The sequence below is a fragment of the Rhodopirellula halodulae genome, assembly GCF_020966775.1.
Classification (GTDB): Bacteria; Planctomycetota; Planctomycetia; order Pirellulales; family Pirellulaceae; genus Rhodopirellula; species Rhodopirellula halodulae.
The window spans coordinates 238,919-262,655 of the sequence record NZ_JAJKFV010000004.1 but is presented as its reverse complement, the minus strand read 5'-3'; the positions used below and the strand labels follow the sequence as shown (position 1 = coordinate 262,655).

General features: G+C 55.1%; 25 protein-coding genes and 1 tRNA gene. 13 read left to right on the top strand and 13 right to left on the bottom strand.

The annotated features are described in order from the left end of the window. Positions 1-148: 148 nt before the first annotated feature. The 3 genes from LOC70_RS04910 to LOC70_RS04900 all read left to right on the top strand — a co-directional run bounded on the left by LOC70_RS04910 (position 149) and on the right by LOC70_RS04900 (position 3,591). Positions 149-2,734, top strand: coding sequence for a c-type cytochrome (locus LOC70_RS04910; RefSeq protein WP_230252237.1), 2,586 nt, complete (start codon positions 149-151; stop codon positions 2,732-2,734). Between the two features lie 326 nt (positions 2,735-3,060). Beyond that, positions 3,061-3,420 carry a hypothetical protein gene (locus tag LOC70_RS04905; protein ID WP_230252236.1) on the top strand — a complete coding sequence of 120 codons (360 nt, stop codon included), beginning with the start codon at positions 3,061-3,063 and terminating at the stop codon, positions 3,418-3,420. 97 nt (positions 3,421-3,517) lie between these two features. Then, positions 3,518-3,591, top strand: a tRNA-Arg gene (locus tag LOC70_RS04900). Between the two features lie 172 nt (positions 3,592-3,763). Here LOC70_RS04900 and LOC70_RS04895 read toward each other — a convergent pair. Continuing rightward, a complete protein-coding gene (locus tag LOC70_RS04895) occupies positions 3,764-3,979 on the bottom strand; it encodes a hypothetical protein (RefSeq protein ID WP_230252235.1) in 216 nt (71 codons plus the stop codon). 176 nt (positions 3,980-4,155) lie between these two features. On the opposite strand from LOC70_RS04895, the gene LOC70_RS04890 reads away from it, so the two are divergent. After that, complete coding sequence (locus LOC70_RS04890) at positions 4,156-4,515, top strand: hypothetical protein (protein ID WP_230252234.1); 360 nt, start codon at positions 4,156-4,158, stop codon at positions 4,513-4,515. Positions 4,516-5,011: 496 nt separating this feature from the next. Here the strand turns inward: LOC70_RS04890 and LOC70_RS04885 are convergent, their stop codons facing one another. After that, positions 5,012-5,950, bottom strand: a complete 939-nt coding sequence (locus LOC70_RS04885; RefSeq protein ID WP_230252233.1) for a hypothetical protein — start codon at positions 5,948-5,950, stop codon at positions 5,012-5,014. Beyond that, positions 5,950-6,432, bottom strand: coding sequence for a DUF6932 family protein (locus LOC70_RS04880; protein ID WP_230252232.1), 483 nt, complete (start codon positions 6,430-6,432; stop codon positions 5,950-5,952). Before LOC70_RS04880 ends, LOC70_RS04885 begins: the two co-directional genes overlap by 1 nt. Before the next feature lie 1,038 nt (positions 6,433-7,470). Here LOC70_RS04880 and LOC70_RS04875 point away from each other — a divergent pair. Then, positions 7,471-8,784 (top strand): HlyD family efflux transporter periplasmic adaptor subunit, encoded by a 1,314-nt coding sequence (locus tag LOC70_RS04875; protein WP_230252231.1) that lies wholly within the window; start codon positions 7,471-7,473, stop codon positions 8,782-8,784. Between the two features lie 30 nt (positions 8,785-8,814). Here the strand turns inward: LOC70_RS04875 and LOC70_RS24210 are convergent, their stop codons facing one another. Further along, positions 8,815-8,937, bottom strand: a complete 123-nt coding sequence (locus LOC70_RS24210; protein ID WP_255715433.1) for a hypothetical protein — start codon at positions 8,935-8,937, stop codon at positions 8,815-8,817. Here LOC70_RS24210 and LOC70_RS04870 point away from each other — a divergent pair. The 7 genes from LOC70_RS04870 (at position 8,936) to LOC70_RS04840 (ending at position 14,436) form a co-directional block, all read left to right on the top strand. Continuing rightward, positions 8,936-10,114 carry a hypothetical protein gene (locus LOC70_RS04870; protein WP_230252229.1) on the top strand — a complete coding sequence of 393 codons (1,179 nt, stop codon included), beginning with the start codon at positions 8,936-8,938 and terminating at the stop codon, positions 10,112-10,114. The genes LOC70_RS24210 and LOC70_RS04870 overlap by 2 nt on opposite strands. 281 nt (positions 10,115-10,395) lie before the next feature. Further along, on the top strand, positions 10,396-10,791 hold the full coding sequence (locus LOC70_RS04865; protein WP_230252228.1) for a hypothetical protein: 396 nt from the start codon (positions 10,396-10,398) through the stop codon (positions 10,789-10,791). Between the two features lie 110 nt (positions 10,792-10,901). Next, positions 10,902-11,354, top strand: a complete 453-nt coding sequence (locus LOC70_RS04860) for a hypothetical protein (RefSeq protein ID WP_230252227.1) — start codon at positions 10,902-10,904, stop codon at positions 11,352-11,354. 61 nt (positions 11,355-11,415) lie between these two features. After that, positions 11,416-11,712 carry a hypothetical protein gene (locus tag LOC70_RS04855; protein ID WP_230252226.1) on the top strand — a complete coding sequence of 99 codons (297 nt, stop codon included), beginning with the start codon at positions 11,416-11,418 and terminating at the stop codon, positions 11,710-11,712. Between the two features lie 173 nt (positions 11,713-11,885). After that, positions 11,886-12,137 (top strand): hypothetical protein, encoded by a 252-nt coding sequence (locus LOC70_RS04850; RefSeq protein ID WP_230252225.1) that lies wholly within the window; start codon positions 11,886-11,888, stop codon positions 12,135-12,137. Positions 12,138-12,307: 170 nt separating this feature from the next. Next, complete coding sequence (locus tag LOC70_RS04845) at positions 12,308-12,922, top strand: transglutaminase-like domain-containing protein (protein ID WP_230252224.1); 615 nt, start codon at positions 12,308-12,310, stop codon at positions 12,920-12,922. Positions 12,923-13,026: 104 nt separating this feature from the next. Then, the gene (locus tag LOC70_RS04840) at positions 13,027-14,436 is read left to right on the top strand and encodes an alkaline phosphatase D family protein (RefSeq protein WP_230252223.1); all 1,410 of its coding nucleotides are present in this window, start codon (positions 13,027-13,029) and stop codon (positions 14,434-14,436) included. 25 nt (positions 14,437-14,461) lie between these two features. Here the strand turns inward: LOC70_RS04840 and LOC70_RS04835 are convergent, their stop codons facing one another. The 9 genes from LOC70_RS04835 to LOC70_RS04795 are packed head-to-tail and all read right to left on the bottom strand — an operon-like array spanning position 14,462 to position 21,999. Then, complete coding sequence (locus LOC70_RS04835; RefSeq protein ID WP_230252222.1) at positions 14,462-15,295, bottom strand: hypothetical protein; 834 nt, start codon at positions 15,293-15,295, stop codon at positions 14,462-14,464. Next, a complete protein-coding gene (locus LOC70_RS04830; protein ID WP_230252219.1) occupies positions 15,295-16,161 on the bottom strand; it encodes a DUF1559 family PulG-like putative transporter in 867 nt (288 codons plus the stop codon). Before LOC70_RS04830 ends, LOC70_RS04835 begins: the two co-directional genes overlap by 1 nt. A gap of 53 nt (positions 16,162-16,214) precedes the next feature. Continuing rightward, positions 16,215-16,595 (bottom strand): hypothetical protein, encoded by a 381-nt coding sequence (locus LOC70_RS04825; protein ID WP_230252217.1) that lies wholly within the window; start codon positions 16,593-16,595, stop codon positions 16,215-16,217. Next, entirely contained in the window at positions 16,592-17,179 is a 588-nt protein-coding gene (locus tag LOC70_RS04820; RefSeq protein ID WP_230252215.1) for a prepilin-type N-terminal cleavage/methylation domain-containing protein, read from the bottom strand. The genes LOC70_RS04825 and LOC70_RS04820 overlap by 4 nt, the downstream gene beginning before the upstream one ends. Next, positions 17,176-17,595 carry a type II secretion system protein gene (locus LOC70_RS04815; RefSeq protein WP_230252213.1) on the bottom strand — a complete coding sequence of 140 codons (420 nt, stop codon included), beginning with the start codon at positions 17,593-17,595 and terminating at the stop codon, positions 17,176-17,178. Before LOC70_RS04815 ends, LOC70_RS04820 begins: the two co-directional genes overlap by 4 nt. After that, positions 17,595-18,887, bottom strand: coding sequence for a type II secretion system F family protein (locus LOC70_RS24440; protein ID WP_230252211.1), 1,293 nt, complete (start codon positions 18,885-18,887; stop codon positions 17,595-17,597). The genes LOC70_RS04815 and LOC70_RS24440 overlap by 1 nt, the downstream gene beginning before the upstream one ends. Further along, positions 18,888-19,679, bottom strand: a complete 792-nt coding sequence (locus LOC70_RS04805; RefSeq protein WP_230252209.1) for a hypothetical protein — start codon at positions 19,677-19,679, stop codon at positions 18,888-18,890. Next, positions 19,676-20,836, bottom strand: coding sequence for a type II secretion system F family protein (locus tag LOC70_RS04800; protein ID WP_230252208.1), 1,161 nt, complete (start codon positions 20,834-20,836; stop codon positions 19,676-19,678). Before LOC70_RS04800 ends, LOC70_RS04805 begins: the two co-directional genes overlap by 4 nt. After that, entirely contained in the window at positions 20,833-21,999 is a 1,167-nt protein-coding gene (locus LOC70_RS04795) for a GspE/PulE family protein (RefSeq protein ID WP_230252207.1), read from the bottom strand. Before LOC70_RS04795 ends, LOC70_RS04800 begins: the two co-directional genes overlap by 4 nt. 287 nt (positions 22,000-22,286) lie before the next feature. Between LOC70_RS04795 and LOC70_RS04790 the strand changes: the two genes are divergently transcribed. After that, entirely contained in the window at positions 22,287-23,672 is a 1,386-nt protein-coding gene (locus LOC70_RS04790; RefSeq protein ID WP_230252206.1) for a DUF1559 family PulG-like putative transporter, read from the top strand. Positions 23,673-23,737 lie beyond the last annotated feature (65 nt).

Genomic DNA, 23,737 nt, shown 5'->3' with positions numbered 1-23,737 from the left:
GATTCAGAGGCCCGGATTGGTTGGCGATTTAGGGGATCCGCGGTTACTATATGGACTTCGTCCGGGGACGCTGTGGTCCTTTCCCCGGCCTTACGGACGGTCCTACCGTTCATCCTCCCTCCATACACTTCGGCAAAACGTTTCGCCCATGAAATCCCTCCTTTTGTCCGCACGCACGGGAACCTCGGTGTCCCGACTTGCTCGTGTGGCTGGCCGTTCCATCCTTCGCGCCGGTGTCGTCGCCGGTCTGCTGAGTGCTTCGCTGGTCTTGAGCACCCCTGCTTCGGCAGCTGGCTTGGGTGTGACTCCCGCCGATCAATTCAAAGTTCCCGACGGATTTGAAGTCGAACTGATCCACGAAGTTGCCGCTGACACGGAAGGCTCCTGGGTGAGTCTGACCGTCGACCCGAAAGGACGCTTGATCGCTTGCGACCAATCCGGTGGCCTGTTCCGCATCGACATGAGTTCGGGCAAAGCCGAAGTGGAGAAGTTGGACATCGAGTTCGTCGGTGCCCAAGGGTTGTTGTGTGCTTTCGGTTCGCTTTATGCGAACGTGAACGCGCGAGAATTTCCGTGCGGGCTGTGGCGTCTGACCGACACCGACGGTGACGACCAATACGACAAGAAAGAACACATCATTCCGCTCAATGGCGGCAGCGAGCACGGGCCTCACGCGTTGATCCTGACACCCGATGGCGAACGCATCATCATGGTGGCCGGGAACAACACGAACTTGCCGGAAAACATCGCTCATTCGCGAGTGCCGGAAGTTTGGGACGAGGATCACCTGCTCGGTCGCATGCCCGACGCCCGCGGGCACAACGCCAATCGAATGGCTCCTGGTGGTTTCATTTGTTCGCTCAAGCCAGACGGCAGCGACATTGAATTGATCGCGACCGGTTTCCGAAATCCCTATGACATTGCTCTCAACCGCCAAGGCGAACTGTTCACCTACGACGCGGACATGGAATGGGACGTCGGCACGCCTTGGTATCGCCCGACACGAATCAATCATGTGATCAGTGGATCCGAATTTGGATGGCGAAACGGGACGGGCAAATGGCCCGCATACTATCCTGATTCGTTCGGTTCGGCCGTCGACATCGGACCTGGTTCACCCACCGGCATCGTGTTCGGTTACGGGGCCAAATTCCCGAAGAAATACGAAAACGCGTTGTTCATCTCCGACTGGAGCTACGGCAATATCCACGCCGTGCACCTGAGCGAAGATGGCTCGAGCTACACGGGAAGCTACGAAACTTTCGCGACCGCGGCACCGCTGCCGGTGACCGATTTGGTGATTCACCCTGACGGTGCCCTCTACTTCGCAATCGGAGGTCGCGGCACCCAAAGTGGTCTATACCGCATTCGCTACACCGGTGATCTGTCAGCGGATGAGACCAAACCGGCTGCCGTCACCGCAGACGCCAAACAGCTCCGCGAATTGCGGCATCGCATCGAGGCATTGCACGTCGATGACGACGCACTGAACGTGAGCGTCGAAGATGCCATCCAGTTGGCAATCGCAAACTTGGGGCACGAAGACCGAGCCATCCGATTCGCGGCTCGCATTGCCCTGGAGCATCGTTCGCCCGCCGCTTGGAAAGACGCTGTTCTCAATGCGGAATCCGGTCAGGCCAAAATCCTGGGCGTTGTCGCTTTGGCCCGAACTGGCGAAGCTTCGGACCAAGTCGACGCGGTGAATGCGTTGCAGTCGATTGAGCTGGAAATGCTGACCGCGGATGAGAACATCGACTACCTGCGAGCTGCCGGTTTGGTAGCGATTCGTTTGGGCGGCTTCAGCGATTCGCAGCGGGCGGCATTGCTCGACAAGATTGCGGGGCAATTCCCGTCCGGTGTGGATTCACTGGATCGTGAGTTGGCCATCATGGCGATCTACCTGAACGCTCCCGGATCGACCGAATCAGTCTTGGCCGCGATGCAGAATTCGCCCAGCCAAGAAAGCCAGATCCACTACGCCATGGCATTGCGTGCCGCGAAAGAAGGTTGGAGCCAAGACCTTCGTCGTGACTACCTGGCGTGGTTCAACGAAATGAAGACCGCTCGCGGCGGAATGTCGTTTGGTGGTTTCTTGGACAATATCAAGAAGGTCACCGTGGACGCGTTGTCCGACGAAGACAAGCAGTCCTTGGCCGACGTGCTCGCGAAACCCAAGTCGACCGCCGAGGTGGCTGCCGGACCGCCGCGTGAGTTTGTGAAAGAGTGGAAAGTCGATGACTTGGTCAACGTCGTCAGTGATTCGGCTCGCAAACCAAACTTCGAAAACGGCAAGGCGATGTTTGCGGCGGCGCAGTGCTACAAATGTCACCGCATGGGACTGCAGGGCGGGATTCTCGGACCCGATTTGACCAGTGCCGGCGGGAAATTCAGCCCACGTGACATGCTGGTTTCGATCATCGAACCCAGCAAGGTCATCAGTGACCAATACGGCTCAACTCAGTTCCTGACCGAGGATGGAGAAGTCGTCACCGGCCGCGTGATCAACATGCGAGGCGGGGAGTTGAGCGTGATGACCAACATGTTGGATCCGTCGTCGTTGACCAAAGTGAATCGCGAAGGAGTGATCCAAACGCGAGAGTCGCAAGTCAGCATGATGCCAAACGGTCTGTTGGACACGCTGAACGAAGAGGAAATCGCGGACTTGGTCGCTTACCTGCGAGCGGGTGGCAACGCCAACCACGCGATCTACACCGATCCGATCGCGACGAAGTAAAACTTCTTCGCAAATTTGAAAGACCCGAACGGTTCGAGGAACAAGCTTTCTCGAGCCGTTTTTTTGTTGGAACCGTTTACGCACCTGAACAGAGCCAACCGAGGTTTTCTTTGCCAAGATTCGTCATCGACCACCGCGAGTCGTCTCGGAGCGGGGTTGCAACAGAGTTTGCAGCAAGATTTTTGGCGCCCAGTCGTATGGTTTTCGAAGCCAACCAATTAACAACATGGTGTGCCTGCGATCGCTCTTACCTTTCGAGGGCGAGCCCCGCTCGGATGACTTTGGTTCGGCACGCTTCACACTTCACTCTCACCAAGACTGATCCGATGCAAACCGAATATGTTGTCGTGGATGTTTTTGATCACGTGGTCGACGCGGAGATGTTGGCCATGTTGTTAACGCGAGAAGGCTTGACGCCTCAGTTGGTCGACAATCACACGGTCGGAATGAACTGGATGCACTCGGGGGCTTATGGAGGCATCAAAGTGAAGGTTCCCGAGTCGCAATCGAACCACGCAAAACAGATCGCCAGCCAATTGCGGACGCAATCCAAGGCCCGCCTTCACTCGGTGGCAAGTTCGAACGAAGACGCGTGTCTCGCGTGCGGCAATCAAATGGCGGAGGACGACGACGCTTGCCCAGAATGCGGTTGGTCCTACGCGGACACCACCACCGCGAGCGATTGAGCTGTATTTTCGAGGGAATCAAAACCGTCCAGGTCAACTCGCCAAATTGAAACGGGTGGTTTAAACTGCCGACCGTCGCCACCCCGCGACCCTCCTCGCGCCCATAGCTCAGCTGGATAGAGCAACGGACTTCTAATCCGTAGGTCGGTGGTTCGAATCCACCTGGGCGTGCCTTGTTCTCCGTTGTGAATCAACAACTACGAATCAACAGCACCTGTGTAACACAAATTTTGGGTGTCTCGATCACGGTTCATTTTGGCTGCAATTCTGGCATCCGTGCTCGGGGACTCACGGATTATCTTCTGATCCACCGCTTCTTTTTGCATCGTTGGTGCGGCGGTGCTCAGCGAGCCGCGCTGAAGCGTTCATGAATCAGGATCAGAGCAGCCGTGATCAACGTGCAGGCTGCTGCGGTGGCTTTCCCGCCAAATGAACAGACTGTTCCCACCAAGAGAAGAAAATTCGCGACGAGGTGCGGAAGGCTGATCTTGCGTTGGCGTTCCTTGAGCCGCAAGTCATCATCGTCAACTTCTGGCGGCGTTTTGTACGGGTTGGTCATTGGTTTGCTTGGTTCATCGCCGATTCTTGGCGGTGCAACCGCGAAGTGTTCATTGATGCGACAATTGTTCTCTGACTGGCCTTTTCGTTGCCGAATGCAACAATGTTGGCTGCATCAGCCTATCGTCGTTGGCTTGCTTCGTTGTCATGAAGTTGCTTCGAACGGATCGATCTCAAATGAAAAAATTGCAGTCTTCATTTCGAATCCGGTTTTCAATTCAAGCGATGCTGGTTGCCTTGCTTGTCTGTGCTGTGGGGTTCGCAATCCTCGCTCGCAAAGAGGCGGGACGCCGTGAATTGATTGCTACCATTGAAGCCGCTGGTGGATCAGTGAATATGGATGAGTCTGAGACTCCGCTCTGGCCATTTGTGTCGGTGGCCTCTGTATCGGTTCCGTATTCAGTTCTTAAGCACTTTCCGCCAGGCGAAATCGAAACGGTCATTCGACCCAAGCAGCTGACTGTTGCTCGCTGTCTGCTGAACTGCCAAGGCAACACCAGTTTCAATCGCTACTACGCGGACTTGAACTACAAGTGAGGTGCGAATGGCAAGCTGGTCACAACGTTTGGAAGCGAGCTTGGTGATTTGCGTTCTCAAGCACAAAACCCGTGAGCATCGTAAGGACAGCAACATCAGGTTGCGAAGCTTGGGTTTAGTTTTGATTCTCGATCCGACAATCGTCTAGGTTTGTAGTTTCACCTTGAAAGAACGGACGGACGCTTCGTGCCGAGGGCTGAGTGTTAACGTCTCGCGGCGCGTGGTACGAATTGTCATGGATCGCAGCAAACTTTGAGTTGTCGAAGGATTCGGCTAACAACTAGCCGCCAGTGCTTGATGATATCGTTTGCCGTGTAATGCCAGGCAACCTACTCGCGGCTTGTAATTACCTCCTGAAGATCAGGGCGTTGATTCAGCTTAGATTAAAAAGGTAGCTTGTCGTCAGCGTCCGATATCGTCGTTGGCGTCGCGTTTCTGCACGGCACGGCACGGCACGACTCGCGCCGGCCGGGGAATTTGCACGCCGCATGCGTTTCTAAACTGGGGTCAACTCAGTCAGAACGTAACTGACTTTCTCCTCGCCTGTTGAAAGACTCACGCGAGACGTACGACTCAGGACGAACGAGTATCTGCCGGGAACTTCGGCTCTGTGTTCATTGTCGATCGCATTTTCAAAAGTTCCGCGTACAACGTCGTCGGCTCCGTCAATTGACAGCTTAAACGTTTTGGGCTGAACACCAGCTTCGAGCAGTGTTCCTGTCCCTTTGATTTGCGCCACACTCTCTTCCCCTGTGGACTCGACTGCATCTTTGAAACGCTGAAACTTTTGGCACTCGATGAACATTTCGTGTCGAATCGATCCGTTTCTGCACCACTTGATGTCCGATCCGACGCCATGCTTAACGTTCGCTGTCGCCCATTTGAAAGCCGATTGAATCACTGGCCTACCAAGCTTGGCTGCGTACTCACTAATCACATCCGCGTCCTCCGCTGCAGCGATGCCAAATACCGTCTCAACACTTTCGTCTAAGTCAGACAATTCATCAAACAGCATCTGCTCACTTGGTATCGTCAGAGTGATGCCAACGGAACCGACGTAGGAGTAGCCAAACTGAAATGAAGTCTTTGTTTGAATTGACGCAGGAATGATCGATTTTGTTAACGGTTCATCTCGCTTAAGAGACCAAAAGACCATAGCAACCAGATGCTGAAATTCGTGGAGGACGGTTGAGATGGCGTCGACGGAAGGATTTCCAGCATCTTTGAATAGTCGGTAGCGACAGACCTCATGTCCGATTTGGTTGCTAGCATTCTCGAATGAGGCGACCAGCTTTTCTCGCTGCTTCACTAAAGCTTGCACGCTGTATGACAGGGCGAGCGCATCTTCAGGATAGGCAACCATGGCCCGCTCATGTGAACGAATCAGCCGGTCTGTTTCACTGATCTTGTATTTGAGCGATGCGATGATCGACATCAGATTGCTCCAAAAAACTTGATTTTCGCGATACCCTTTTCCGTCTTCTCGTCGTGCCCAGTGCCGAAAGTTTGCATCCAGTAAAGACGGTTCTCTTCCCAAAGCGGATACATCGAGCTTGATTTAGGGAACTCTGGCACTACGTCAGCGTCCAAGCCAATTTCTGCCTTTGAGTCACCGTCTCGAAGCCACCTGAAGACGTCCTGCATTTCGCTCGACGGCGAATTTAGGAAGTCGTGTGGTACGACGAGTAAAGCGTCGATATCGGAAGGATTTTCCTTCTGAGTGACAAAGCTCCCATCAATCCAAAGTTCACCGTAGATACTTGCTGCCGTTATTCTATCACACGCATATTCCAGACCTCGCATCAAGTCCGTGCGAGTCGAAGATGCACCGAAAGCGATTACGCAGCGTTCACGAATACTCGCCAGATCAAAAGGGTGCATCCCTGGCTCAAGAAGTGCGGGGTGATCAGGCTTCACGGCCCACCCTTGAAATACGGCATTTGCAAACGTTTGAATCGTGTTCAAAAGGAAGCGAGGTACTCGACGCTTCGGGTAGCGGCGTCGTTCGGTGATGCCAAGTTAATTTCATCCAGTGACTCTAGCCTCGCTTCAAAGCGAATACAACAACGCCTAGAGTTAGCGAGCAAATTTCTTGACCGCACCGCCGAATCAATCATGGCATTTATGTCAAATTGAAAGATGCAAGGGCGCACAGCAACCGAATACCCCAGTCCAACGCGACGGGGGGCTCGAGTTGAAAAAACAGGACGGGATGGGACTCCTAGCGTTGTTTCAGTCCGCTCCGACTCCCGCTGGCCCGCCGTGCTCGCTGCCGCTGCTGGGCGTATTGGCCTAGCCGAGCGTTCCGGCATCTGATTAGTTGGCTTTGCTGTTCCGTGGCCAGCGGAATGAGCAGAAACAAAACCAGCCCGGCTAGCTTGATTCGATCAGACGCTTGCGATTGATCGGCATCCGCAATCGACGCCGGTTCTCTGGCAACGCCAGGCACGCCACCTGAAGTTTCGGCCCAAGTTCGCGGAACAGGCAACCAGTTTGGCTTCGTCGTGACCGAAGATACGGCCGAGCAGTCCTTTCTGCAGTGTCTTGAGGTGACTTTTCCGTCTACACCTGGGCGTGCTGGATTTCTTTTTGTGGTGACTTTGAGGGGCCTTGTTGGCTTTCGCGATGTGGGGGCTGCATTGCTCCTTTTGCGTTCAGTGCGAATCGTTGGGGATTCGAGGTTTGCGACTCTGGCTATCTCTTTGGGCTTCGGATACGAAACGCAGCGTGTTGGTGTGGGGACCGTTGTCGAGCGGTTAGGGCGGATCGTTCGTTCGCAAATCTCTTTTGTTTGATCCGAGCGGCTGAGTGGCTACCTTGCCTGCTTCGCAACCGCGATTGCTTGGTCAGCTAAACTGGGGCTTAAGAACGCTCTCTCGACCAATTCGTTGATGAACTGGCCAATAGTCGCGTTTGCCTGCCTGGCTCTACCTCCTGCCTTTTGAGATCCGCACCATGAAGTGTTTGTTGAATCCAGCCCTATGGGCTGCTGTGGTCATTGGTTGTCTCGCGATTGCATCCGGGCCCGTGGTCTCGGCGGACGACGGGGGCAAGAAGCCGACGGAATCAAAGGAACAAGCGAAGCCCGAAACGGATGAGAGCAAAGAGTCCGCTGACGAGACCGCGTCCGCTGAGCCGGAAGCGGAAGTCGTCAAGCTGCAAGGCACTTTGGAGGCGGTCAAGAGTTGGGAGCTAACACACGGGCTGGATCAGTTTGGTCAGCTTGAAATCAAGAAAATCCTTCCGCACGGAGCGAAGGTCAAAAAAGGGCAGGCCGTGATCTGGTTCGATACCGAGGCCATCGACGAGAAAATGACCAGTTCTGAAATTGAAATTCGGCTGGCAAGGCTCGCGGCCGAAGACGATCAATTCGCCTACGATCAGTTTGTCGCTGCTCAGAAACTGGACCGCGAAGACGCGGAGCGGACACGCAAAGCTGCGAAGCAGGCCTACGACAATTACATGCAGGTCGATCGCGATCGAAAAATCAAAAGCGCTGAATTCGATATCAAGATGTCGCAGGCGTCGCTGGACAACGTGATGGAAGAGCTGAAGCAGCTCCAGCAGATGTACGACGCGGATGATTTGACGGAAGAGTCCGAAGAGATTGTTCTCAAGCGTGCCAAGCAATCGGTCGAGTCGGCGGAGTTCCGGTTGGAAAGCACCAAGATCCGATCAGAACGAACGCTCGAGCAATCCATTCCGGCGGAAGACGCTCAGAAAGAGGCAGCCTGGGAACGCGCCCAGATCGCTTACGAGAAAGCGGTCCGAGACCTGGAGAGTGCGAAGAAGAAACGCGACCTCGAACGTCGCAAGGCGGCGGATGCTTTGGCGAAAAAGGAAGCGGATTACGAAAAGCTTCGCGAACAACGCAAATCGATCGTCGTGCAAGCTCCCGGGGACGGGATTTTGCTCTACGGCGAACTCAATCGTGGTGCGTTGAATGCGAAACCAAGTCCGATCGAAGCGGGTTCGAAAGTGTCGCCCGACCAAGTCATCGCAACGCTGGTCCAGCCTGGTAAGTTGCGAGTCCGGCTGACACTCAGCGAAGCCGACGTCGCCAAGTTGAATGCGGGCGATCGATGCATGGTGCATCCAACCATCGATCCTGATCTGAAACTGAAAGGGAGTTTGGAATCAATCTCGCCGGTGCCCTTCATGGGAACGCAATTTGACGCGGTGGTGAAAATTTCGGGGAAGGTGGATGATTCTGTTGTGCCGACGACGAAAGCCTCGGTGGAATTCGAACCAATGTCTTCGACGCCTTAGGAGAATGACCATGATCTATCAATCAGATGATCACGCGGCGTCTGTGCGGTCGAGTTGGTTCTCGAGTTGGTTACCGGTGAGAAGGGCATTGCACTGCAACGCATGGTTGTTGATGGCTGGATTGATTTGCGGCGGCGTGACCATTGTCGACATGTCTTCGGCTAATGCGCAAGAGGCCGTTCTGGAACGTCCGTTTGAGTTGGACGAAACACCCGTTCCACCGAAGATTGATGAACCAACGCCCGCCGAAATTCGCGAAGCGATCCGTCGCGGCGTCGAATTCATGCTGGCGGATCAAAATCCGAATGGTTCCTGGGGATCGCCGACGCGAACCAAAGGATTGAATATTTACGCGCCGGTTCCGGGGGCTCATCATGCGTTTCGAGCTGCGACCACTTCGTTGGGCATTTCTGGTTTGATCGATACGTTCGATCGCTTGCCAGAAACCGAACAGAGCGATTTGAAATCGCGGGTTCGTGATTCGATTCAGCGGGCGGAGACATGGTTGCTTCGTGAATTGCCCAAACTGCGTCGCGCTGATGGAACCGCTTTGTACAACGTTTGGGGCCATGGCTATTCGATCCAAGCCTTGGTGCGATTGCATGGATGGCACGAAGGCGATCTCGATCAACAGACCGTGATGGTTGACTTGATCCAGGACCAGTTCGAAAAACTGCAGCGATACGAATCGGTCGATGGTGGCTGGGGCTATTATGATTTCCGGTATCAGTCCGACCAACCGACCTCCTCCTCCACCAGTTTCGTCAACGGTGCGGTTTTGGTCGCGTTGAAAGAAGCGGACAAAATTGGAGTGTCTCCGCCACAACGAATGGTGGATCGCGCGGTGGCTTCGTTGGGCCGACAACAAAAGCCCGACTTCAGCTACCTGTACAGCGAAGACTTGCAATACCAACCGATGCGTGAGATCAACCGTCCCGGCGGAAGTCTGGGACGGTCGCAGTGTTGCAACGCGGCGATGCGAGTTTGGGGAGACACCAAGATCACCGACGACGTGGTGAAGGTTTGGTTGTGCCGGCTGTACCTCCGCAACGGATGGTTGGACATTGGCCGAAAACGTCCGATCCCCCACGAAGCTTGGATGCAGGTCGCCGGCTACTTTTACTTCTTTGGTCACTACTACGCGGCCGTGGGAATGGATTTATTGCCCGAGGACGAACGTGGTCCCTATCAAGCCATGCTGGCAAAGCTGATGTTGGACCGTCAGGAAACGGACGGATCGTGGTGGGACTACCCGCTGTACGATTACCACCAACCGTATGGAACCGCGTTTGTCTTGCTGACGTTGGACTCGTGTCTGCCCACGAGTTAGCCGGCTCGGTTGGTGGTGCAGAAATCGTGAGATGTCGCCGAGGGCAAGGATCCTGCTCCGGCTGATCGTTCGGAACGTCACAATCCGAACTGGATAATTGTTCGCAGCCCGTTTTCACTCGGGCCTGGAATGGTGGAGCGGACGTTCTCTTCCGAGGGGACGTAAGCTTCAGAATCGGAAAAGTCGGATCTGTCCCGTGGCCCGTCGAGCTTGAGAGCCCGTGTCATTCTCGGTCAGTTCGCTTGGAATCGATTTTGCCCTCTCGCGAGATTGTGAACTCTGTGCCGCGACGAATCACGAAGACTCAATCCGGAACGCATCAAGCTCTCAAGAACACCTCGTACGAGAGTTTGATTGCCAGTTGGCTGATGCAGGATGGATGGCAAGTCTTTCTGCCGGTGCTCGATCACGGTCACAAAACGGATCTGTTGATCTCCGACGGCCCGCAATTTTTTCGTATTCAGGTCAAGTCATTTCTGAACAAAGGCAAGTCGCAGCAGATCCAAAATAGCTGGGCACCCAACAAGATCGACTACGTGGTGTTCTTCGCTCGTAATGGTGGTTGGGGAGTCATCGTGCCGGCATTCGAAGAACGGCAGCGCAAACTGAAGCACGTAGAGCACCGGCGTTTCCAACCGAGTCGACGCGATTTTCTCAAACAGTTTCACCTGATCTGATCGCTGCGTTGCCGCGAAGTCGCGATTCGGGCGCTGTTCTAGGCGCCCACGATTGAGTCGCATGCGGCCTAGAATGGGGGAGTCTTCCATTCACGTTCTGGGCCGGTTTGATGCAGCGACGACAATTTCTTTCACTTTCAGCGGTGGCCGCCGCGGCGTCTGTCGCGGGTTGTGACAAAGGCCAAGTGACGGCGCCGGTTGCCGCGACGGTGGATCAGGTCAATGCGGAGCTGGAAAGGAAAGTGGAGGAGACATCCACCGACCAATTGGAGAATTATCGAGTCGCCTTGCGCGGGTACGAAATCGTCTCGGGAATGATCGGTCCGCGAGTTTTCTTCTTGCCGTATCCAGGCATGCGAATTCTGTCGGTGCTGATCGTCGCCACCACCGTTTCCGCGAAGTTGGTGGTCAAGTACATCGACACCGAATTGATCCAGCGGCAGTTGGAGGAAGATTTGAACGAAGAAGAACGAACGCGAATTGAATCCGATGGCTACGTCGCTTTTAAAACCGAAAGCGGTGTCGAAGAACGAACGTTCTTGGCCCCCACGCAGTACGCTTGATCCGTTCGTTTCGAGTAAGCGATCGTCAGACAGTTCCTATCCGAACAACGCAGGCTTCCGCATGAACAAACACCGACAAGGCATCACGATCGGTTTCAACATTTTGTTGATCTTGTATTCCGCGGGCACAGGTTTTCTCACCTTTGCATTCTCGGACAAAGCGAAGGGGTATCCTGTTCAAGGCGTGGTGCTGACGTCGCTGATCGATTTCGTCCGCTATCTGGTGATGATGTTCATCAGCGCTTGGTTTGTGAACGAATTCTGGAACCGGCTGGTGACTGATTTGGTTCCTCTTCGAAAATTGGAATATCGCGAGGCGATCACCATCGTGGTTTTTCTGGGGATTTTGGCTGGTTGAACGCGGTGGGAATCGAAGGTCGCTGCGAGTTTGGCTCGCGATCCCAACGCCGATAGGGCATCCAGATCTGATAGAATCGTTTGATCGCTTCACGGCTGTGGTCAATGGGATGTTCCCTGGTCGACAGAGTGCTTTCGGCGAATGTTCCTTGGTCTCTTTGAAGGAGATGGACGATGCATTGGTCGATTGGTTTCGCGGAGCTTCTGCTTCCGGTGATGTTTGGTTTGTTTGCGGTTGGGCTGCGTGTCCGCCGGCATCGGTTCGCCTCGATGGCTGGCATGTTTTTCGTTGGAAGCATAGCGGCCGTGGCTTTGTCGCCCGCGGATGTTCTCTCCGCTTTGGTGCTGACCACTGTCTTGGTCACGTTCTTTTGGTGCGGTGCGTGGCACGCTCGTCGGCAATCGCGGTTGCCGAGCACTTCATAAAGCCCGCGTGTCCTGGTCAAAACTCTGACCGGACCGAACCTACGCTTCGCCTGTTCCGTCCCTTCGTTTGACGATGCAAAGGCATGATGGTCGCTCGGGTGGCAAATCGCCGATGACCCGAGGGATTGATTCGGGAAGCGACGAAGCATGTTAAAAGGAACAGCGAAGCTGTGGATGAATTGGATAGCCAACCCGACCCGTGTGGATTTTTAGCCGCGTGCGACATCATTGATAGCGACCAGGACGCGGTGGTGACGCGAGCACGCGGGTTGGTTAGCGGCACGGTGGAGGAGACCGCGAAAAAGTGTTTTGAGTTTGTGCGTGACTCAATCCAACACAGTGGTGATGCGCGACGCGGACCGGTGACTTGCCGAGCCTCCGATGTGTTGAAACATGGGATCGGCTATTGCTACGCCAAGAGTCACCTGCTTTGTGCGTTGTTGCGAGCCAACCAAATCCCGGCTGGGCTTTGCTATCAACGACTCTCGGTCGATGGCGATGGGGCTCCGTTTTGTTTGCATGGGTTGAATGCGGTTCATTTACCCAGCCATGGTTGGTACCGCATCGACGCACGTGGCAACAAGCCGGGCGTCCAAGCGATGTTCCATCCGCCGCGGGAACAGTTGGCTTTCCGACCCATGATCACGGGAGAATCAGATTTGCCTCGAATTTGGTCGACTCCGCACCCGGAGGTCAAACGTTGTTTGCTGTCGCATGACGATTGGAACGAGCTTGCGCGGGACCTGCTGGATGTGGATTCGAACGAACGAATCGAACGCGGCTGAAATCGTATCTGCTAGAATCTCTCGATCTCTTCCTCGCTCGTTGCGGTCACCGCGAGCGACGGGAAGCAGATTCCCGCCCTGTCCGCGATCGCGAGATTCACCTCATGAAGAAATTGTTCTGTGGCACCGTTCTGGCTTTCACATGTGCCTCGGTTGGTGTGCAAGCTAAACCGCCGATTCCCACGCCCAGGGAAACACCGGTGATTGGCGACATGGATCACTACTTTCTTCAATCCATGTACACGTGGGAGGAGCCCGATGCGTCGTTGGAAGACGTGGTTCACGATCAGGAATATCAAGAGCTGATTCAAAAGCACTCGCTGAAGTTACTGGGCGGACCCATGCTGGGTTGTGTAACTGACAACAGTGCGCGGATTTGGGTTCGAACCGTCGAGTCTGCGGAAGTGCAATTGGTTTGGGGTGGTGGAGAAAGCGACGTTGTGCGAACGTCCGCCGAGAACGACTTCACCGCGTTGCTCGATATGAAAGGGCTGAAACCCAATACACGAGTTGCGTATGACATCCTGGTCGATGGTGAGGCCGTGTTTGCTGAGCAGCGTCCTTCCTTCCGTACCTTTCCCGCGAAGGAACAACCGGCGACGGTGAGTTTTGCTTTTGGTGGCGGTGCTCGGTACAACCCACCGAAAGAAAAGATGTGGGACGTCATCGCGGAGCACCAACCGGACGCTTTGTTGATGTTGGGAGACAACGTCTACATCGACCAACCGAAGTCGCGAACGAAGCAACGCGTTCACTACTACCGCCGTCAGTTGCGACCGGAGTATCAACGGCTGACCGCGTCGACCTCGGTGTATGCGGTCTACGACGATCATGATTTGGGCAAGGATGATTCATCAGGTGGACCGAAGCGTTTCAAGCCCGAGTGGAAGTTCAAAACATGGAAAGTCTTTCGCGAAAATTGGAACAACCCGGCTTATGGCGGTGGCGATCAGTTGCCGGGATGTTGGTTTGATTTTTCGATGGGAGATGTCGACGTGTTCATGCTCGACAATCGCTACTACCGTTCTTTCGAAGATGGCACGATGTTGGGGCCGGAACAAAAAGAGTGGTTGAAGCAGCGATTGAAAGCCTCCACGGCGACGTTCAAAGTGCTCGCGTCGGGGACCCTCTGGACGGAGCACGCCGACAAAGGGGGGCGTGATTCATGGTGGGGCGTCAAAGACGAACGCAATGAGATCTTCGATTGGATCGACGAGCACGACATCGGCGGTGTCATCCTGATCTCCGCGGACCGCCATCGCACGGACATCTACAAGATCGAACGTCCCCAAGGCTATGACCTGTTCGAATTCGAAACGTCCAAGCTGACCAACGATCACACGCATCCAACCAAAGAAGAAGCGTTGTTTTCCTACAACGAAGGCAACTTCTTTGGAAAGATCACCTTCGAGTTCGAAAAGCCGGATCCGGAAGTGACCTTTGAGTGCATCACGATCGAAAACGAAACCGTGCATTCCATGACGCTGAAACGAAGCCAGCTTCAAAAGAATTAAGGTGTCACGTCGTCGATCGTTTGGTTCAACCGGTGGCGGCTTCCGTGGTTCGAAACCAATGGTGCCCGCTGGACCGCATCAGCGACAGAAACAACATCGCCATCAGAAAGTGGCTGCAATAGAAGCCAACGACGAAGGACGACACGGTGCTGTAGGTTGAATCTTCCAATTGCATTGCCAGCAGCACCAGGAACGGTTGCCCGACAAACAAAGGCACCACCAGCAGCATCCAGTACCAGCGACAACTCAGCATCGTCCACATCATCAACGTCCATATCGCAGCCACGCTGAGAATCATGGTGATGCGACTGGGTGACAAATGGACGCTCAGGCTGGCAAGTTTCAACAAGGCGTTGACCAATGCAATCGTGACCGCGATGCCCAAGATTTCGCGAATTTGTCGTCGGCCGGTGGAGACGGTTTGGCCTCGATGCAAAGGCCGGCGAAACCACTGCCAAATCACAAACGGCATCGTCCAGGAAACGACGGTTGCCAACGCGGTCGTGGCGAAGGAGTCCATGCTCTTCGTGCAGGCCGATCCAATCGCGAAAAAGGTGAGCACCGTCACCACCGCAATTCCGATCCGAAGCCGCTGAGCCGATTTTTTCGCAGGCCCGTGCGATGGCAATTCCATCAACAGGGCCCAATTTCCGATGGCCGTCCAAGTGGCGGTGCAAGCGCCCATCGCCAGCCCAATGACCAGCCACTCATCGTCCGAAGGATCCCCGCCGCGAGCATTCGATCCGGCGGCGGCGCAGGCCAGCGAAACAATCAGGGCCCAAACCCCAAACCAAGTCAGCAAGATTGGATCGTGCCACGACGATTCCTCGTCGAAGTCGTCGATGACCGGAACACTCATCACAGGCTTTGTTGGCGAAGCGTTTCGATGGACTGGTACTGCAACGGCAATTGACCATCGCGGCGATCAATCATTTGTTCCATGATGCGCGGGTCCGTTTCATTGGATTGGAAACGCACTTGACCGGACCCGAACAAAACATGAGCCCCGGCCGGGTGCAAGCTGCCGATCGATCCGACAACATTGGGTGGTCGTTTCTCAAATCGATCGATGGAAGCCTGAATGCCGCCGCCTGCATTGCGAAGGGTTGCTCGCGTCCCGCTCAACCAACCCAGATCGTCCAAGTGAATGAGTTTTTCGGAAACAAAGGCGGTGCTCGAAAGGCCGTCCGTGACATCATCCCGCGAAATTTTGGTGTTCAACAAAAAGACGCCATGATCAGTTGCGTCGATTGGTTTTTCAGTTGGGTGATGCAGTCCAACATAGCTGCTGGCGTTGCCAAGGTTGCTGACGGAAGACGGGCATCGAAAACCGTCGTACTCCAACTGCAAAACGGGTTGGTTGGCTTCGTCGTAGATGCTCACCGATCGGTCAATGCGTTTGGCAATGTTGGGTTGATCCATCAAGTCCAGCAGCCGACCAATCCAGTTGTGGTGGTTGCCGGAGGCGGTGCTTTCGATCGGCCCCGCGATGCCTTCATCGAGAATCGTGCCAACCGGAAAGTGCATCCATCGGTCGTGATAACCGTGAATGGCCAGCCCGATCGGCAACAGACGAGCTTGGCATGCCGCCCGACGGGAGGTTTCTCGCACCGATTGCACGGCGGGCGAAAGAAGCCCGACCAGCACACCGATGATGGCGATCACAACCAAGAGTTCAACCAACGTGAACGCTGCAAAACGAATTCGCGAAACGGGAGGCTTCATGGCGAACTGACGACTGGTTGGCGAAGAAAAATGGTCGAGTGTTGAGTGATTCATCATTGGCCTCGGATGGGACGTTGAATGGTCAGTCCGGGTTGTTCGTTGCGGAATAAGGTCGCTTGCAGTTGGTCGTTTGCGTCGCCAGGGTTGATGACCTTCACCTCCACCCAAACCTTGGCTTCGTCATCCACCGGCAATCGAAGAGGTGATGGCAGATCTTTTGAGAACGGACGAGCAGATCGAATCGCGGATTCAAGAATTGCAATCTGCTGTCGATCCCATTCTGCTCGGCGTTCATCGGCCGCTCGGTTGGTCACCGTCAATGCGAACGTTCCAACGAGCAACGAAAGCATCAATACCATCACCAAAGCGGATGAACCTTCGCGACGAGACGCGGTGTGGTGCAGCAACACGAATGCCTGAGACTTTGCGTTCATGTTGTGGCCTCCGATTCGGATGAATCATTTTCGGCATCATCTTCCGTTTCGGGACTGGCGTCTTCGGACGACTCATCGTTGTCTGGCATCAACTCTGAATCAGTGTCAGCCTTTGCCTCTCGCCATGCCGCTTCGATCTTCATCTCGCGAGGTGGATCGGTCTTCAGCAACAAGCTGCACCGGACCAAAACGCCACCGGACGACTCGGCTTCGGTCACACTCCAATTGGCCGGTGCGGACTGTTGAAACAGATAGAGATCGCGGGCGATCGTTTTGCCGTCGGAGGACTGAACGGAACGTGTGATCCCCGGTTCGAGTTTCGCGTCGTAGAGGACTCGCCGATCATTTTCCATCGGAAGGATAAGCGTGGTGCCCTGGTGCTTCACGGAGCTGGCAAGTTCGACATCGTGCCGCAGTTCATTGGCCAGCCGTCGGATCTCTCGGCGATCCAAAGACTCAATCGTGGATCGTTGATTGCTTTTCCGGATGACGGAAAGCAAGCCCACGGTGGATCCGATCAAGACAGAAGTCAGCGTCAGAACCAACAGGATTTCCAATAGGGTGTAGCCATCGCGTCGCATCATGGCGAAGCCTCCAGTCGCCATGCGTGGTGAAACGCCGGGTTGGCTTCCGATTTCGTCTTGATGATCAAATGCTGTCCCTTTCGACCGTCGAGCTCGAAGGATTGGACATCGATCTGCAAATTCAGTTCTTCGCTCAGTCGTTCGGCAGCATCGGCCAGTTCATCATCAGGGATCAGCGAAAGTCGCTGCCCCGCGTTCTCGACCAGCAAGCTATCCGACAAACGGTTCAGCGACGCACGGTCAAATTGTGATCTCGCTTGATGCACGCGAACGGCTAAACCGGTTGCGACAACGAGGAATGCGCAACCCAGCATGGTTTCAATCAACGTGAAACCACGTCGAAAACTCGCAGGAGGTTTCAGCGAATCGAATGCTCGGCGATCGATTGACGATGGGAATGTGGTGATGCGATTCATCAGCTCAGAACGAGTGTGAGATCATTGAGGGCTTGCAAGACGCTCGCGATGTGTGCCAGCACATAAATTCCGACCGCCACGATCGCCAACGGCATTGCCCACGACATGCGGAGCTTCCAACGGATCAACTGTTGACGTCGGATATTGCCGGCGAGTTGGGCCATGGCGGAGTCGAGATGATGGTTTTCGGAAGACAGCGTCATCCACGTCCGTTCGCGTTTGGTGATGACACCTGATCGTTGAAGTGCGACGGGGAAAGCCACTCCTTTTTGCAGCAATTTGCTCGCTTTGCGACATCGCTTTCGTGTCCATGCAACGCGAGAAGCTTCCGCGGCTTGGTTGAGCAAATCCGATTCGGCTTGATGGTTCTTCACACCCATCGCCAACGCATCCAGAAGGTCACTTCGCCAGCCATCCAAAGCGGATCGGCCGAACCAAGGCACCAAGCGTACCAAAGCAGTTGGCAATACCCGAACGGTGCAGGCGAAAAAGCACCAGATCGCAAGCAGCACCATCAGGATGTTGTACGTGTCGATCAACACAGTGGCATTCTCAACAAGCTCGCTCGGCTCGATGCCAAATTCAGCCATCATTTTTGACAGAATGTCGCCGCTCATGCCACGGATGAGCAGACTCAAGCCACATGCCAAGAACATCAACCCCGCCAAGTAAATGAGCTGTTCGATGATTGACCGTTGTGAATCTTCGGACCACCGATTTCGCCATTCGGTTTCATCGCTAAAAGTTGATGAGGCCACCTCCGACGAGGCCGGCGTTCCCGACGCATGAATCGCGGCCAAAGTCGCAATCGAAACCGGCAGCTTGGATCGGTACGCCGCATTGGCAACGGAACGACCTCGGTCGAGATGGTAGGAGAATCGACTCGCTTGTTTTGATATTGCGGTGGAGGAAGCTCGACCGAGTGCTTCCGTGAGCGAGTTCAGCGAAGATCCGGATTCATTCTCGGCGGAAATGCCGCTTCCGTCTGTCGTGAATCGCAGCCATCGATTCATGGATTCTGCTTCCTCGCGATAACGCCATCGGTTGGAAATCACGATGGACGCCACCAGCATCATCAGCAAAAGCAATGTCACGGGGTGCGGGATTGCCGCCAGCAGCGTCAGCCCACTGAGAACCCAGCACGTTCCCTCCGCGAAGGCGTACAAGGCAGCGAACCGCGGACGCGATGTCGATGGCGGACGCAGCATCAGGTTCCATTTGACGCTGCGAAAGGTGCCAGCCAACAACGCCAATCCAAACGCGATCGATAGTGCAACGATTTGATAGCTCACCTACGTCAGTCCCTCCATCATTTGAACCAAGTAGGTGTTGGAACTAAGGATGGCCATGCCGGCCAACAGCGTCGCGATGATGACTCCCGTGTGAGAAATGAATCGGATCGAGCGTCGGGTTCGTGATTGAAGCAACGCGTGGCATTCTTCGGTGGCCTGATGCCACAGGCGAACGGTCTCAGCGTGCGTCAACGTGTCTTGACCCAGCGTGATCACCGCAGCGATCGGATGGTCGATCAGGGGGACTTGTCGCATGGCCTTTTCAATCGTCTGGCCGGCTTGAAAACGTGTTGAAACGCTCGAGGCCCATCGCTTCCAAAGTGGCGATTGAATTTCATCGGCAGCGGTTTGAAAGGCATCGCCGTAAGGTTGCTCAGCCAGAACCGCGTGGTAGACCGATTGCAGGGTTTCGGCGGATGCCAGCGTTTGCTGAACTCGGCCAAGGATCGGACAGATCGCGACCAAACGGACGAGTGTGGCTGGCAAGCGGTGACGAAGTGAGAGCTGAAAAACCACAAACAAGAGGATGAAAGAAACTGCCAGTCCCGCATAAATCCACGCCAGAACGTTCATCCAGGGGAACGAGACTTCCACGACATCCCAGCCAACGAAAATGATCGTTCCATCGGTGATGGCTTCGACAGAGATCAGCAGGTACGCCCCCACGGCCAATGCTGCTAAGAGGTAGATCAAACCAAACGTGATTGCACGAAGCACTTCGCGACGTGAATCCGTGCGGATGTTGGTCCACCGTTCCAGATCGGCTTGATTCGCGATTGTCCAATCACTCATTGTGCGATCTCCCTGACCGCGTCAACCAATGGAGTGATGGCGGTTTGAAGTAGAAGGCAAATGATTGCGATCAGAATCAGTCCCGACATCCACTGCGGGACTCGTTCGGCCCAAAGACGCAGTTTTCTTTGAGACTGCTGGTGATAAAGCGATGCCAGATGTTTCAGGTCGTTGGCCACCATCCGAGCGTCCCGTTTGCCGGCCACCAAATCAACCACGCACTGCTGAACCGCGTCGGGAGTTTCGGTCGGCATTTGCAGTGCGTCCACGGATTGGCCGCCGCCGCGGATTTGGGCTGCCACCCGCCGCCATCCTTCCGCCAATTCAAATGTGGCGACTTCACCGGCGAACTCCACCGCCTGTGACACATCAATGGCGTTGGTTTCGCGAACCGTCGAAGCTGCGTTCGGATCGTTTGTCGAGGAATGAATGTCGCCTGGAAGTGAAAGCTGGATTTGCATTGCGAGCCAGCGGCAAAACGTGCTGATCGATCGCAATGGTTTGTTTTTTTCGAAAGAGCGATGCATGCTCCAACGCAACCAAAGAGCGAACAAGACCGCCACGACCAGAGCCACCAGGCATGCGAAGGTGAAGTTCTGCGCGAACGTTTGACAGATCTCGGTGACGGTTGGTGCGAACGGGCCGCGAATCAATTCGGATGCGGCCATTTGCACATAGATCCACGGCATCACCAAAAACAGCACGCACGCTCCCACCACGACATTCAGGATCGGACCGATGGATGCCAGCCGAAGTCTACGCCGGGCGTCTTCTTTTTGTCGGATCAGCCGAACTGTTTCGCGGATGGGTTCCGTGGATCCCGTCTGCGCCATCAATTGCATGGCCACGCGAATGGGCGATTGGAACGGCGCGGACAATGAGCCCATGGCCACGGCAGCAGACTGGCCGCTTTCAATTCTGTCACGAACCTGTTTGGCCGCACGTCCGAGTTTTCCCAACGCCGCATCGTTCAACCCAGTCAGTCCGGTCACCAGTGAGCGACCAGAAGCCGCCATGGCACTCACTTCTTGCAGCAGCAACACAAGCGTCTCATTGCTCAATTGAACTGTGCTCGGCTGCCCCGTGTTCGGTTGCCCTGTGTTCGATGGCGACGGAGACGTGGAGGAATCGGGGATGTGCGATGGAGTTTCCGTCACGCGTTTCTCCCCAGGACGCGAAAGACTTCCTCGCGGTCGGTGATGCCTCGCTCGACCAAGTGGTCCGCTTGCGTTTGCATGGACTCGATTCCGCTGTTCGCTAGCAAACGGTCCAGTTCTGATGCCGGTGCTTGTTGAATAAGTGCCTGGAAGACTTGCGGTCCAATATGGGAGTCTTGTAGATCCACAAGCTCAACAATAGGGATGCGTCCGCGATAGCCCGTCCCGTGGCACTGGTCGCACGAAGACGACTTGGGTGGAGAGGATTGCGGTTGGCATGCGTCGCAGCGTCGACGAAGCAAGCGTTGGCAGAGCACACCTCGTAAACCGCTTTGAATCGCGAATGTCGGCAGGTTCATTTGAACCAAACGCCGTAGCGTCCCGCCCAACGTTCCCGCATGGATCGATGAGAAGCACAGGTGTCCGGTCATGGAGGCCGCCAACACGGCCTCGGCGGTTTCCACGTCTCGGATCTCGCTGACCAGCAACACTTCCGCGTCTTGGCGTACCGCGGCACGCATCGCCGCCGCCAACGTGAGTCCACTGGATGATTGCAGCTGGCTTTGGCTGATCGAATCGATCACCGATTCGATGGGGTCTTCAATCGTCAAAACGCTGCGTCGGAAATCGCAGTTGGCGATGTGCGAGAGACAAGCGTACAGCGTCGTCGTTTTGCCACTTCCCGCAGGACCAGCGACCAGAAGCCAACCGTCTCGAGCTTCACAAATGGTTTGCAAACGGTCGTGGGTTTGCGAGTCGAAACCCAGTTCGTTCAGTTGCCGAATGCTTTCGCGATGATCCATGATTCGGATCGCAGCACGATTGCCATGCACGGTCGGGAATACGCCCAAACGCATCTCTCGAACGTTGCCGTCTGGCAACCTGAAACGAAGTGGGCCTTCTTGCGGCACGCTGTTTCGATATGAAGGCAAACCCGCCAATGCCATCAATCGCGCGACGGGATCGCTGTCTTCACTTCGCGGGACCGATTCGATGTCTTGCAAGACGCCATCGATGCGAAAAGAAATGTCCCAGCGATCCGATCGCGGATGTAGATGCACGTCGCTGGCGTTTTGCTCAACGGCGGATGCCAAACATCGTTGCACCACTTCGATGGCGAAGTTCGGATCCGAAAGCGACACGCGTGAAACGAGACTGAGCACCGACGAAGATTCTCCAGAGAAAAGCCAAGAGCACGAAACCGCCGCGTGCCTTTGCCCGTTAGACTAACGCATTCCCAAACCAGAGGTATGAACCGAAACCATAAATTGAAGACATTTATTGGTTGCGTTCATGGGTGCGGTTACAGAGCGAAACAATGCAGGCCACCGGCGCGTGGACAATGTGTTGCGACGTCGATCAAGGGCGATGGAGAAGACTGGATTGCGGTGCGCTTCCATGGCGAATCCGCAAAGGTGGATCCGGAAATGAACCGAGCGAAGGAAGACGCATGCAAGGTGATGACATGATGAATTCATGGCTGATTGAATCGTTGGATGACACGGGGCGACCGCGTCCGACTTCTCGGGGATCTTCTTCGCGAGGTTTTCCATCGCAAGGCTTCTCTTCAACGGGCGTCTTTCCACATCGAGCTGGGTTCACGTTGCTGGAGTTGCTCGTGGTGACCGGCATCATTGGCGTGTTGGTTGGTTTGTTGTTGCCGGCTGTGCAAGCGGCTCGTGAAGCGGCACGTCGCATGAGCTGTTCCAACAACTTGCAACAAATCGTTTTGGGGGTGGCTCAGTATCACGATGCCTTTGATCATTTTCCTCCGCATGGCACAGGAACGTTTCAAAACTCGAACGATCCCTTCACCACCAATCAGTTTCGGTTGAGTTTCCTTGTGTCGATCTTGCCGTTTGCGAATCAGAACGCAACTTGGGAAGCGATCACCGAACGTTATCAAGGGGATGCACCGGCCGGCGATACGCTGAGCCCCGACTACGATCCGGCTTTCGACTATGTCGAAATGGATTTCATGGACATGGAGTTGGGAGGGACGAAAGGAACGGATGGGCAGCAACATGTCTACCCGTCCATGGGGCCTTCGCCATCGGTCATTACGTATGTGCCATGGACCAATGAAATTGCTGTGTACCGATGTCCGTCGGACCCAGGCACTGGTTTGCCATCGTTGGGACGTACCAACTACGCGGCTTGTCTGGGCGATGCGATTCAAGGATTGGATGAGGGGCTGTGGCGACACGACGGAACGCAGTGGTCGCCCAGCGGCAAGTTGCAGATGGAGGCCACCGGACGAGGTCTCTTTGTGCCGCGGCAAATCACGAGCATGGACGATGTGACCGATGGATTGTCCAACACGATCGCGTTGGGAGAAATCTGCACGGATCTTGGCGACAACGACATGCGAACGGTTCCATCGATGAACAATGGTTGGGTGGGAGGCGTGTTGGACGACAAGCGGTTTTGCGACGGTCAACGCGATCCCACGCGTCCCATGTTTTGGCTGACGGGCGGGGCAACAACGCTTCCTACCAATCGTTCTCAGGGCAGAGGCTATCGCTGGGCGGATTCGATGCCGTTGATGACAGGGTTCAACACCGTGCTTCCGCCGAATGCAACATTGTGTTTTGGTGGTGATTCCACCACGGTGGGAACGTTGACGATGAGCAGCCGGCACCAAGGCGGAGGGCACGTCGCGATGGGGGATGGAGCGGTGAAGTTCATCACGGATTCCATCGACGACGGCGGAGTCGCATCGGTGATTTTAGAAGGCAAAGGCGAGCAGGCACCCGGAAGCGAAAGCCCGTTTGGATTGTGGGGCGACCTTGGGACACGGGCTCAAGGCGAGATGTTTGACACGGACTATTTTTGAGATTGGTCGCGAAAGGCAAGTGACACAGCGTGTTCACTCCAGTTCACGAATGCCTCTCAGCGCAA

What these genes read in the sequence shown, in the direction of transcription:
- LOC70_RS04790 (WP_230252206.1), top strand. Translation starts at nt 22,287, where the DNA reads ATGCAAGGTGATGACATGATGAATTCATGGCTGATTGAATCGTTGGAT.
- LOC70_RS04805 (WP_230252209.1), bottom strand. Translation starts at nt 19,679, where the DNA reads ATGAGTGATTGGACAATCGCGAATCAAGCCGATCTGGAACGGTGGACC.
- LOC70_RS24210 (WP_255715433.1), bottom strand. Translation starts at nt 8,937, where the DNA reads ATGTCGACAATGGTCACGCCGCCGCAAATCAATCCAGCCATCAACAAC.
- LOC70_RS04830 (WP_230252219.1), bottom strand. Translation starts at nt 16,161, where the DNA reads ATGAAGCCTCCCGTTTCGCGAATTCGTTTTGCAGCGTTCACGTTGGTT.
- LOC70_RS04825 (WP_230252217.1), bottom strand. Translation starts at nt 16,595, where the DNA reads ATGAACGCAAAGTCTCAGGCATTCGTGTTGCTGCACCACACCGCGTCT.
- LOC70_RS04855 (WP_230252226.1), top strand. Translation starts at nt 11,416, where the DNA reads ATGAACAAACACCGACAAGGCATCACGATCGGTTTCAACATTTTGTTG.
- LOC70_RS04860 (WP_230252227.1), top strand. Translation starts at nt 10,902, where the DNA reads ATGCAGCGACGACAATTTCTTTCACTTTCAGCGGTGGCCGCCGCGGCG.
- LOC70_RS04870 (WP_230252229.1), top strand. Translation starts at nt 8,936, where the DNA reads ATGTCTTCGGCTAATGCGCAAGAGGCCGTTCTGGAACGTCCGTTTGAG.
- LOC70_RS04875 (WP_230252231.1), top strand. Translation starts at nt 7,471, where the DNA reads ATGAAGTGTTTGTTGAATCCAGCCCTATGGGCTGCTGTGGTCATTGGT.
- LOC70_RS04895 (WP_230252235.1), bottom strand. Translation starts at nt 3,979, where the DNA reads ATGACCAACCCGTACAAAACGCCGCCAGAAGTTGACGATGATGACTTG.
- LOC70_RS04835 (WP_230252222.1), bottom strand. Translation starts at nt 15,295, where the DNA reads ATGAGTGTTCCGGTCATCGACGACTTCGACGAGGAATCGTCGTGGCAC.
- LOC70_RS04815 (WP_230252213.1), bottom strand. Translation starts at nt 17,595, where the DNA reads ATGAATCGCATCACCACATTCCCATCGTCAATCGATCGCCGAGCATTC.
- LOC70_RS04890 (WP_230252234.1), top strand. Translation starts at nt 4,156, where the DNA reads ATGAAAAAATTGCAGTCTTCATTTCGAATCCGGTTTTCAATTCAAGCG.
- LOC70_RS04885 (WP_230252233.1), bottom strand. Translation starts at nt 5,950, where the DNA reads ATGTCGATCATCGCATCGCTCAAATACAAGATCAGTGAAACAGACCGG.
- LOC70_RS04850 (WP_230252225.1), top strand. Translation starts at nt 11,886, where the DNA reads ATGCATTGGTCGATTGGTTTCGCGGAGCTTCTGCTTCCGGTGATGTTT.
- LOC70_RS04910 (WP_230252237.1), top strand. Translation starts at nt 149, where the DNA reads ATGAAATCCCTCCTTTTGTCCGCACGCACGGGAACCTCGGTGTCCCGA.
- LOC70_RS04905 (WP_230252236.1), top strand. Translation starts at nt 3,061, where the DNA reads ATGCAAACCGAATATGTTGTCGTGGATGTTTTTGATCACGTGGTCGAC.
- LOC70_RS04840 (WP_230252223.1), top strand. Translation starts at nt 13,027, where the DNA reads ATGAAGAAATTGTTCTGTGGCACCGTTCTGGCTTTCACATGTGCCTCG.
- LOC70_RS04820 (WP_230252215.1), bottom strand. Translation starts at nt 17,179, where the DNA reads ATGATGCGACGCGATGGCTACACCCTATTGGAAATCCTGTTGGTTCTG.